Origin of the sequence: Geodermatophilus amargosae, from assembly GCF_900116515.1 — a bacterium.
GTDB lineage: Bacteria > Actinomycetota > Actinomycetes > Mycobacteriales > Geodermatophilaceae > Geodermatophilus > Geodermatophilus amargosae.
The window spans coordinates 1-10,592 of the sequence record NZ_FPBA01000050.1; the positions used below are offsets into that span (position 1 = coordinate 1).

Consider the following 10,592-nt stretch of genomic DNA (forward strand, 5'->3'; position numbering starts at 1 on the left):
CACGTCGCCGCGGCGGGATACCGGGCGGCCTTCCAGCTCTCCGACCCCCCGGACACCGCGCAGCCGCTGCTGACCATCCGCCGCATCATGCCGCCACCCACCTGGGACGCCCCGACCCTGCTGGGCCACCTGGACTCGGAATTCTGAGCAGCCGCCCCCGGGGCCCGCACCACCTGATCCGCGACGCCCACAGGATCCCGCCGGCGGTGACCCTGACCGGCGGCAACCGCCATCAGCTCACCCAGCTGATCCCGCTGGTCGACGCGGTGCCGCCGATCCGCGGCCGGCGCGGCCGACCCCGCCGGTGACCGCGAGAGCTGTTCACCGACCGCGGCTACGACTACCTCAGCTACCGCCGACAGCTGCGCGCCCGTGGCATCACTCCGCGAACGCCCGCCGCGGCGTCGCCCACGGCTCCGGCCCGGGCAGACAGCGCTGGGTCGTCGAGCGCAGCTTCGCCTGGCTGCACGCCTTCAAACGGCTGCGAACCCGCTACGAGCGACGCGGCGACATCCACCACGGACTACTCCAACTGGCCTGCGTCCTCATCTGCTACCGCCATCTGCCGTCGAACTGAAACGAGTGATCACCCTCCGCTCGTGTCGAGCGCTAGCGGCGGGGGAGCGACGGCCGAGGAGCGCGAGGGCCGCAAGAACCGCCAGGTGGACTGGAGGGCTGCACGGCTAGGTGCCGTCAGCGGTGTGCTTGCCGGACTGCTCGCTGCCGCCATCGGTCTCGGTGGGGTGTGGTATGGAACAACATCACGGCAGATCGAGAGGATGAGAGGTCCAATCGCGAGTTCTTGCAGACGCAACGCGTCACTGCTTATAGCGAGTACTTGACCGCCGTGGATGAAGCTCGACAGCTGATGGGGCCATTCCTTCCACCTGACGATGCAGGCGAAACACGGCGTCTCGAGCTTCCGTACCCGGACGCGCCTCAACTCCTGGCAATCCAAGGGGCCAACGACAATGTCGAAACCCTGTTCAGCCGGGTTTATGTGCTGGCAGGGGTAGATGTCGCGATTTAGGCTCGGCGTTTACTCGACGAGTTAGGGATGATCGGGAACGTTCTCGAATTCAGCACAAACTGTCATACGGATACAAATCTTGACCTCGGCTGCTACAAGCCGGCCGGGACTCTTCCCTCGACCTCCGGCGAGCAGGTGCATTGGGACCGTGGCCAGCATGCCGAATACCGTCGAAACTTTGTGGTAGCGAGACGTCAGGAACTAGAAGCCCCTGAACAGGAAGTCGGGAATGCGGCGAAGGAGCCAGTGAGGACGTGGACGCAGTACTGGGGGGAGGGGGGCGACCTGCCGGAGTGGTTGAAGCCTCACGAGTGAGCCCGTTCCTGCGCCTACGACGCCGGCTTGATCCTCGGCCGGGCGCTGTGCCTGGCCCCGGTCACCCTGCTGGACCCGCGCGACTGGCGCTGGCCTGATGACGGCGATGAGGACTGGCCGCTGTGCCGGATCTGCCTCACGCTGACCCATCCGCCGTCCTGACTCGGATGACCGGCCGCCCGAGGGACGCAGACGTGCGCAGCGCCCGGGGACGGCGACGCCTGCTAGGTACCGACCCACCTCAAAGCGCAGGAGCGAGGATGCTGGTGGCGCTGGACCGGCACGACGCCCAGGACCCCTCCCACCGATCGGCCGGCGGCGAGCTGATCGGCTTCTACTGTCCCGTGTGCGGCTACCTCACCGCCCAGGACCACCAGCCAGCGTCCGCGCCGACGTGTGCCGGCTCCAAGGCCAGGACCGGCAAGCAGCATGAGCCGACACAGATGAGGACCCTTCCTTTTGACTGAGCTCTTCGGCTCGTCTTGTATGGCTTGGGCGAACTCGGCGGTCACGTGTGCCGAAGCGCCGAATGGGGAAGCGGGAGCGGCGGAGTCCGGGTTTGCGGAATGCGTAGTGAAGGGGAAAGTCCGGCTTCAACAGGCTCGGCCGGACTGACATCGGTGGACAATTCAGCCAGCAGTCGGTCAGTCGCGTCGACCGTGGTTGCGCATCGAGATCAAGCCCCGCGCGCGCGGGAGCCCGAGATGCACATTTCATGCGAGCCCAATAGGGACACTTCGGAGGTGTCCCTGGTGGACGCACGTCGCTCCTGTTATGCCACGTCGTTCCTATTATGCAGAGCGCGATGAGCCGTCACGGACGTGACGAGGCTTCCAGGATGCGAGCACGGACGAGCCGATCTGGTGTCGCCGTCCCCTAATCGCTTCTCGAGCACCCCTCGACTGCCGGAAACGCCGGCGGTGTAGCACAGTTGTGTCGATCTGATGGGGGTGACTGGTTGCCGGTACCTCACCGCGCGACGTCACGGCGGCACATCGCCATGGGCCAGCTGCTTCATCATCACGGTTTTGCGCTCGACCTCCTCGCGCAACGCGGTCAGCCGGGCGTGCTCGTCGCGCAGCCAGAACACCCCGAGCAGGAAGCCAGCCGCCAGCAGAACCAGTGCCGTGAACACCGTGAGCAGGAAAACCACCACCGGTTGCCACCCCCGCGTCGCGTGTTCTAGCCCGTGTACCGGTAGAGGTCCATCCGGCACAGCTAGCCCGCCTGGTACAAATAGTCGTCGAGCGCGCCGAATTCCGCCAACCGCGCCATTTGGCCGCGGGCGCCCTCTCGCTACCTGATGGGCACGCCTCAGCTGCTCTCCCGCCCGTGCCAGGGCACCCAGATCCGCAACGAATACGACAAGGGCGCCCTGTACTGAACCATCCCGGCAAGTCCGGAGACTCCAGTCCTCGAGGAGGATGGAGTCATGGCAGGACGCCACGGGCGCTACCCACCGGAGTTGCGGGAGCGGGCGGTGCGGCTGGTCGCCGAGTGCCGCGCTGACCACAGGTCGGGAGTGGGACGCGATGCGCTCGGTCGCCCAGAAGCTGGGCATCGGCACCACCGAGACGGTGCGCAAGTGGATCCGCCGGGCCGAGGTCGACGCCGGTCTCCCCCCGGGCGTGACCAGCGAGGAATCCGCGGAGCTGCGCCGGCTGAAGGCCGCTGTCAAAGAGCTGCGTCGGGCCAATGAGATCTCAAGGCGGCGGCGGGTTCCTTCGCACCCGAGCTCGACCGGCCACACCGGATCTCGTGAGGTTCGTGGCCGAGCACGCCGACCGGCACATGGCCGACGGGCTGCGCTGGGGGTCGAGCCGATCTGCCGCGTGCTCAGCGAGCACGGAACGCCGATCCCCCCAGCACCTTCTACGACGCCCGCACCCGGCGGTCTGATCGAGCCGTGCGAGACGAGCAACTGAAGGCCGAGATCAGCCGGATCTGGGATGCGAACTACGGCGTCTACGGCGCGCGGAAAGTGTGCCTGGCCCTCAACCGCGAGGGCATGCCGGCGGCCAGCTGCACGGTGGAACGGCTCATGCGGGAACTGGGTCTGGAAGGCGCCCGCCGCGGCCGCCGGCATCGCACCACCATCGCCGATCCGAGTACGCCGCGAGCGGCTGACATGGTGCAACGCCGCTTCTCTCCGGCTCGGCCCGATGCCGTGTGGGTCGCTGATTTCACCTACGTGGCGACCTGGTCGGGCACCGTCTACGTCGCCTTCGTCCTCGACTGCCATTCCCGGCGGATTCTGGGCTGGCGGGCGGCCACCTCGATGCGCACCGAGCTGGTACTCGACGCCCTCGAGCAAGCGATCTGGACCCGCGCCCGAGAAGGCGTGAACGACCTGGGGGGCTCGTATGCCACTACGACGCCGGGTCGCAGGACACCTCCATTGCCTTCACCGAGCGTCTCGCGGCCGCCGGCGCCACACCCAGCGTCGGCACCGTCGGCGACGCGCTGGACAACGCCCTAGCCGAGAGCCAGATCGGGCTGTTCAAGACCGAACTCATTCGCCGTCGCGGGCCCTGGAAGGACATCGACGACGTGGAGCCGGCCACCCTGTAATGGGTCGACTGGCACAACAACCAGCGGTTGCACACCGCCTGCCACGACCTCACCCCGGTCGAGTACGAACAGATCTTCTACGGCCAACACCCCGCCCAGCAGACGGTCGGAGTCTCAACACCCTGGGTCTCCGAACTCGCCGGGGTGGTTCAGCTTCAGGGCGCCGAACGGCTGCGGTCGGGCCGCCGCGGGGCCGTTTGACAGATACCTGAGGGACTCGCCAATGTTGCCTCCATCTCGCCGAGCCACGCGGCGAAGAGGGAGATCGTTGATGATCACGCTGCCCAACCCCGTTCGCTGCCGGGCGCGCGTGTGCGTCTTCGGTCGATCACCAGCGGTCAAGCGGAGCGCCGAACGTCGACGGTGGCTCGAGTGGGCAGGGGCAGCGCTCGTCGCCGCGCTCCTACTCGCCATACCGTGGTCCGCCGGCATCGCTCACGCAGCACCGTCCGAGGGCCCGCTCCAGGGAGTCGACGTGTCATATCCGCAGTGCGGAAAGCCGCTGCCGACCGGACAGGCGTTCGCCCTCGTAGGCGTCAACGGCGGCACGCCCTCAACCACCAACCCCTGTCTGGCTACCCAGCTGGCCTGGGCGGCCGGGTCGACCGGCGGGACCGTGCACGACGACGTCCAGCTGTACGTGAACACCGCCAACCCGGCAGGTGGGGGCTTGTGGCCTCGATCCGGCAGCAACCACTACGGAATCTGTGACGGCTCGAACTCCCGCGCGTGCGCCTACCAGTACGGGTGGGATCGAGCGTACGAAGACGCCACCAGCCGCGGCATCAGCCACCCGGAGCAGTACATGTGGTGGCTGGACGTGGAGGTGGCCAACAGCTGGGACTACACCGCCGGTGGCGGCATCCGAAACGCCGCCGTCCTCGAGGGGATGACGGACTACTTCACTTCCATCGGTTCCCGCGGGGTTGGGCTGTACTCGACGCGTGCCCAGTGGAACCAGATCATCGGGAACGGTGTCGACTCGACCAGCAGCCTGAACGGGCTGTCCAACTGGCGTCCCGGCGGGTCCACACGGGGGGATGCGCAGGCGACCTGCGGAGTGGCGCCGCTAACGCCGGGCGGGGTCATCGAGCTGACCCAGTACACGACGGAGTTCGACTACAACGTCTCCTGCATCTGACCGGCCGCCGCACACCGGGACCTTGGCTGAGCTGGCAGTCCCCGCAAGTTGACTCCAAAGTCCTCCAGGTGTTGCGCAGGCTTGCCGTAGACAAGCGCGAACGTCCGACTTTTCTCCTGCAGCCAGCTGGTCGGCGATGAGCCGGTAGCCGAACTCCGGATCGTCGTGATGGATGTCGACCGCGGCGTTGATCAGATGCACGTCGTCCCAGTCACGCTGACTCACCGGATTGGCGCACCACTTGTAGAAGGCCTGCGGAGAAGCCGAGTATCCGGCAGGTCACCGCGACAGGAATCTGCTCGGCGGCGAGTTCACGGACCACGGGTAGATCACGTTGGGAGGACGTCGCGGGCGAACGACGCCGTCGCCCGCCGCAACATCTCGTTCTCCTGCTCGAGCAACTTGTTGCGCCGGCGCAGGTCCCGCAGCTCCGCGGACTCGTCCTTGGCCCCGTCACGCGGTCACCCGCCGCAGCAGGCGCGAGGCCGTCTTCACGGTCAGCGATCCAGCTGCACCGTCGCTTGTCGCAGGTGATGGCGGACGCGGTTCACGATGGATTACTCGTCCGGTCGCCCTGCTCGCGGCGGACCTCGCCGCCGGCGGGACGCGCGAGGCCTTACGTGGCGACGACCGATCAGGTCTTCGCCCTGCACGACGCCGTCGCAGAACACCTGCGGCCTGCGATGCTCCTCGGAGCCTTCGCCGGCTTGAGGACCGCCGAGGTGGTCGGCCTTCGGGTCGTCGACGTCGACCTCGAGGCAGGTGTCGTCACCCCGGTTCAGCAGGCCGGCGCCATGCCGCTCAAGTCGGCGATGAGCGGCGAGTCGATCCCGATCCCGGTCGAGCTCGTCGACCAGCTGGCTGCAGCGATGCGCCGATTCCCCGGACACACCGTGGTCACCGACGGGATGCGGGGCCCGTCGTCGACCTGGGCGATCGAGCGGGCGGTGCTGGCGGCCCGGCGGAAGGGCGTCGGCCTACCGGAGGACTTCCGGTTCCACGACCTGCGGCACTCCTGTGCCTCGTTGCTGACGTCTCGGGGTCGGACGTGAAGGCGGTGCAGCACCGGCTCCGGCACGGCTCGGCCACCACGACGCTGAACCCACGGACACCCGTGACCCGACCGGGACGAAGCCACCCGGACCGTCGTCGGGGTACTGCGCTCCCGCGGTGACCGCGGTGATCATCTGCGCTGGGAGCAGATCGAGAGCACGAGAAGGGCCGGTGACCTGCTCTGCGCAGGTCACCGGCCCGGTCCGCATCAGATGTCGTAGTACATCGCGAACTCCCCCGGCGTGATTGAGGACCTGTGGCTCCTGGTTGATATGGCTCGTTACCTGCACTTTTCATGGTTGGTGACGTTCGGAGACAGATGGGTCTTGTTGCACCTTTTGGGGATTGGATGGGGACTGGCGGCAGGTGCCCCGGTGACGGCGCGGCGCGCGGTTGGCTGCCATGACCCATGGCTGCGGAACGGAATGCGGCTCCTACGTCGGCACGCTCGCGGTACCGGCCGGCGACGCGCTTCCCACCCCGATCAGCGTGCCGGCTGCCTCGGTCGCGGGAGGGGCGCTTCGCGTCCCTCCGGGATCGGCCTGCGGCCGACCCTTCCCACGACCAGCGGCAGACGGACCGGGCGGGTTGTGCGAAGCGCAGGGGAGTGTGGACGGCGGACGTCTGTTGGTGGGTGGTCCCGTGTGGGCCGGAAGCGCACTCCCAGGGACCGTCGTCCCGACGGGGGATAACCGCCCGGGGCACGAGCGCCCGACCTGTGTCGTCACGGCGAAGGGACAGATGGGTATCCCGGCGCGACTGCGGGCTTGTCGGTCCCAGCTGGCAGTGTTCCGCGCATGACGCGGTTCAGAGCCAAGATTGAGATGGATTTTATTATCCACGACTGGGCGCGAGCTCGAGAGATTGCTCTGGAATTTGCGAAGACCTAGCCGAACCTGGTTAGCGCTACCCTTGGGGAGACGCGCGACCAGTTCGCGCGGCGAATCGTGGGCGACGATAAGCTGGTCGCGGATACGCTTGCAATGATCACTCTCGTCAAGGGCGCGATGGAGCTCGGTGCAGCAGACATCGGCAACATCGCCTTATTCCTCACGCCAAACGACCCGGCGGCGACGGACACAGCCGCTGAGCTCACAAAACTGCAGAACACCTGGCTTGTTGCTCAAGTCCTGGCCGGTAACCGCGGGTCCACCTCGACGCAACTTCTCCCAAACCAGCAGGTGCAGCTGACCGGTCAACGGGACGACAGCCGAGGGAGATCGCTGGCTCATTGTGCAACGCTTACTAACGACCTCGTGCATGGTTAGCCGTGGGTCGTCGTTGACCTGTTTAGGGCCAGTGCGATCACGCGGCAGTGCCAGCCGGTAGCGCTTTCGGCAGGCGGCGAAGCTTTCAGGTCGTGGTGCTCGTTCCTGGCTGGGGACCAGTCCGGCGACCGCGGGCAGGATGGTGTCGAGGTGCTCGCGCCGGCTGAGGTGTCGGGACAGGGCTCGCCAGTTCTTCAGGTGGCTGATGCCGTGCTCCACGCGGATGCGCTTGGCCGCGTGAGCCCGGCGTTCGGCCTCGTGCGCCGCAGCGACGGCGGGAAAGATCGGGATCTGGTTCTTCCGCCGGGCCGGCCGCGGAGTGAGCACCGCGCCGGCGGTCTGGGCGCTCAGGCCCTGGTAGCCGGCGTCGGCGAGCAGGGTGATGCCGGGGATGAGGGCCAGCAGCTCCACCAGGCCGGCCTGGCGGACCTGGGTCAGATCGTGAATGGCACCCGGGCGGGTCTGCCCGCAGAACAGCCGCCGCCCCGCGGCGTCGGTGATGACCAGCGCCTTGACGGTGTTGGCCCGGGCCTTGCCGGAGACGAACCGATGCCGGCCGGCCTCGTGGGCCGCCGGGCGGTGCACCCGCACCTCGGTGGCATCGAGCAGACCGAGCTGTCCGGTGGCGCCCAGATGGGCGATGACGTCGGCCAGGGTCCGCAGCCGAACGCCACCCTCAACGGTGCAGCCGCGCTCGGCCAGCAACGGGCGCACCTCCCCAACCGCCCGGGTGATCGTCGAGCGGGAGACCCCGAACCAGCAGGCGAGCACGTCATGGGTGACCCCATGGCGTAGGTGCACGAGGGTGGCCAGCAGCCGGTCGGTGACCACCAGCCGGTACCGAGCGCCTGCGCCGACCGCCCGCTGCCGCGGCTGATCGGCCAGCCGTGCGTCCTGACGCCCCTGCCAGCGCGGCCCGAGCTCGGCGACCAGCTCAGCCAGCACTTCTCGGGACAGTCCGGTCACCCGGCGATCGGCGACGGCAGCGGCTCGGGCCAGCGTCCTGGACACACCACGACCCTGCCCCGTCGGTCACGGCCCAGCCGTCCCGCTAACCATGCACGAGGTCGTAAGTGGGCCGCTATGGGACAGCCGGTCTTGCCGTCGGGAGTCCGTGCCGGGGGCACAAAGCTGCTGCTCGGACTTGCCGTGGAGCGGATGCTCAGGCCGAGAGCCGGGTCAGCACGTCGGCGGGCCCAACGTGCCGGTCGGGGAGATGCCGACGCCGCAGGGGCCGAAGTCGGCGCTGGACAGAACTCGCACCATGGCCAGCGCCTGCTGAGCGGGATCGATCTGCGGCACTCCGGGGTCGGCCATCACCGTCCCGACCAGCGAACCGCCGTCCCAGGTCCCGTCGGAGGTCAGCCGCAGGGAGACGATCCCGCCGATGCCGGCCGGGCCGGCGTTGGACAGCGTCTCGTAGCCGAGAAAGTTTCCCATGCTGTACGCGATGAGTCGGCCGCGGTACCACTCCATCCCCCGGAGCACATGGGGTCCGGCACCCAGGACCGCGTCCGCCCCGGCGTCGATCACCGCGTGAGAGAAGGCGACGGCATCCCCGCGGTTCTCACCGAGGAAAATCTCGCTGCCCGGGCGAACGTGGGTGTAGTCCACACCTTCCGCCCCCGCGTGAATCGTGACCAGGACCAGGTCGGCCTCTTCGTCGGCCGAGGCCACCAGCTGCACCGCAGCCGGGATGTCCAGCAGACTCTGCGACCATCCGTAGGGAGCGAAGCCGACGATCGCCACCCGCAGCGATCCGACGTCCTGCCACGTGATCTGTCCGGGCATGCCCGTGTACTGCAGGCCCGCCGCCGACAGCGCCGCCTGCGTGTCGAGCACTCCCTGGTCGCCGAAGTCGTGGGTGTGGTTGTTGGCCAGGTTCATGACCGTGAACCCGGCCTCGTCCAGCACCATGGCGTACCACGGCGGCGCCCGAAAGGCGAAGCAGCCACTGCTGTCGCCGCCGCACTTGTCCGACGTCGCGACGTCGGTCAGCGCCTGATCCAGATTGCCGAGCACGATGTCCCCAAAAAGCCGGTCCGCGACGGCGTCGAAGAGGTGGCGTCCGTCGTCGGGAGGCAGCTCCGGCGTAGCGCCCATGATGACGTCGCCCACGGCACTGATTGCGACGCCGGCCTCGCTCTCCGGCGGAGCGCTCGAAGTCGTAGACGGCGTCGGCTCGGGCGTTGCCTCGGTGCCCGCCGAGGCGCTGGGCGTCGATTCCTGCGCGGCGGCCTGGTCGACCGGACTGTCGGCCGAGCAGGCGGCGACCAGCCAGAGGGTCGCCGTGCTCAGCAGTCGCAGGAGCAGGGCGCTCCCCGGGCGCGACGATCGGCGCGGAGGCGGCATAGGTCCCTTCGCCGCTCGCCCGAGGGATTCTGCGCCGGACATATCCGGAATGATGGAGTCGGCGGACCGTCGCGGCGGCTCGAGGCACGGCCTCCGCCCGAGATGGACGGCCCGTGCGCATGGCGAGCACTGGGCGCCGCCGGACCTTTACGCGATGAGACCGTGCCGGATCGCCAACTCCATCATTCTGGGGAGGCTTCGCGAGGCATGCTGAGATTTTGTCGCACCGTCGCCTGCGATCAACGTCCCTGCAAGCGAAACCGATTACGGCGACGTTCGCGCCGTGGAGCAATCGGGCACCGGTGTCCCGCAGGGATCCCTTGGGAGGGGGCGCGTCGGTCGGGGACCGGCCGGCTGTACCCGATCAGGGCGACGGTCGGGTTTGTGGGAGTGGCGGAGGAACTGGGGCTGCGTCAGCCGAGCGGGCGTGACAGGACTCACTGCTAGCAATGCGCTTGCAACAGTTAGCACCCGGGGTTCTGGGGCATGGTGAAGACATGGCCAACAACAACAAGATTGTTAACCAGCTTCGCGCCCTTGTGCTCCTCACCAAGACCGAGGAGCAGGTCGCGCGCACTCGCATCTCGCAGGCCCGGACCGACGCCGTCCGCCGCGAGCTCACCCAGAACGCCGACAACGCAGCTGCCCGCACCATCGAGATCACCGAGGCGCTCCGTTCTCTCGGCGGTGTCCCGGACGTCGTCACCCCGGCCCTCGGTCGGCTCAGCGCCGGCCTGAAGGCCACCTTCGAGCAGGCGGCCCCCTTCGAGGAGGCGCTGCTGAGCGACCTGTCGCTCGAGCACCAGCTGCTCGACCGCGCCACCTACGTCAAGGTCCTCGCCGAGCAGGCCGAGGAGACCCG

General features: G+C 68.2%; 7 protein-coding genes and 4 pseudogenes. 7 read left to right on the top strand and 4 right to left on the bottom strand.

Annotated features, from left to right (window positions below):
• Positions 1-101: 101 nt before the first annotated feature.
• From BM414_RS27815 to BM414_RS27820, 3 genes and pseudogenes are all read left to right on the top strand, one after another.
• Positions 102-577 (top strand): annotated as a pseudogene (locus BM414_RS27815) (transposase); the annotation flags it as partial.
• 795 nt (positions 578-1,372) lie between these two features.
• Entirely contained in the window at positions 1,373-1,507 is a 135-nt protein-coding gene (locus BM414_RS31600) for a hypothetical protein (protein ID WP_281246806.1), read from the top strand.
• A 98-nt stretch (positions 1,508-1,605) separates the two neighbouring features.
• Positions 1,606-1,812 carry a hypothetical protein gene (locus BM414_RS27820; protein WP_093585222.1) on the top strand — a complete coding sequence of 69 codons (207 nt, stop codon included), beginning with the start codon at positions 1,606-1,608 and terminating at the stop codon, positions 1,810-1,812.
• A 515-nt stretch (positions 1,813-2,327) separates the two neighbouring features.
• On the opposite strand, the gene BM414_RS29930 is transcribed toward BM414_RS27820, so the two are convergent.
• On the bottom strand, positions 2,328-2,501 hold the full coding sequence (locus tag BM414_RS29930) for a hypothetical protein (protein ID WP_175551885.1): 174 nt from the start codon (positions 2,499-2,501) through the stop codon (positions 2,328-2,330).
• A gap of 276 nt (positions 2,502-2,777) precedes the next feature.
• Here BM414_RS29930 and BM414_RS27825 point away from each other — a divergent pair.
• Together BM414_RS27825 and BM414_RS27830 are read left to right on the top strand one after the other, a co-directional pair.
• Positions 2,778-4,003 (top strand): annotated as a pseudogene (locus BM414_RS27825) (IS3 family transposase); the annotation flags it as partial.
• 388 nt (positions 4,004-4,391) lie between these two features.
• Entirely contained in the window at positions 4,392-5,057 is a 666-nt protein-coding gene (locus BM414_RS27830; protein ID WP_217644967.1) for a hypothetical protein, read from the top strand.
• A gap of 51 nt (positions 5,058-5,108) precedes the next feature.
• On the opposite strand, the pseudogene BM414_RS31210 reads toward BM414_RS27830, so the two are convergent.
• Positions 5,109-5,506: pseudogene (locus BM414_RS31210) on the bottom strand (IS3 family transposase); the annotation flags it as partial.
• Positions 5,507-5,677: 171 nt separating this feature from the next.
• Between BM414_RS31210 and BM414_RS27835 the strand changes: the two are divergent.
• The gene (locus BM414_RS27835) at positions 5,678-6,109 is read left to right on the top strand and encodes a tyrosine-type recombinase/integrase (protein WP_217644968.1); all 432 of its coding nucleotides are present in this window, start codon (positions 5,678-5,680) and stop codon (positions 6,107-6,109) included.
• A gap of 1,044 nt (positions 6,110-7,153) precedes the next feature.
• Here the strand turns inward: BM414_RS27835 and BM414_RS27840 are convergent.
• Positions 7,154-8,389, bottom strand: a complete 1,236-nt coding sequence (locus BM414_RS27840; protein WP_245785044.1) for a transposase — start codon at positions 8,387-8,389, stop codon at positions 7,154-7,156.
• Positions 8,390-8,557: 168 nt separating this feature from the next.
• A complete protein-coding gene (locus BM414_RS27845; protein ID WP_175551886.1) occupies positions 8,558-9,496 on the bottom strand; it encodes a CapA family protein in 939 nt (312 codons plus the stop codon).
• 731 nt (positions 9,497-10,227) lie between these two features.
• Between BM414_RS27845 and BM414_RS27850 the strand changes: the two are divergent.
• A pseudogene (locus BM414_RS27850) lies at positions 10,228-10,592 on the top strand (ferritin-like domain-containing protein); the annotation flags it as partial.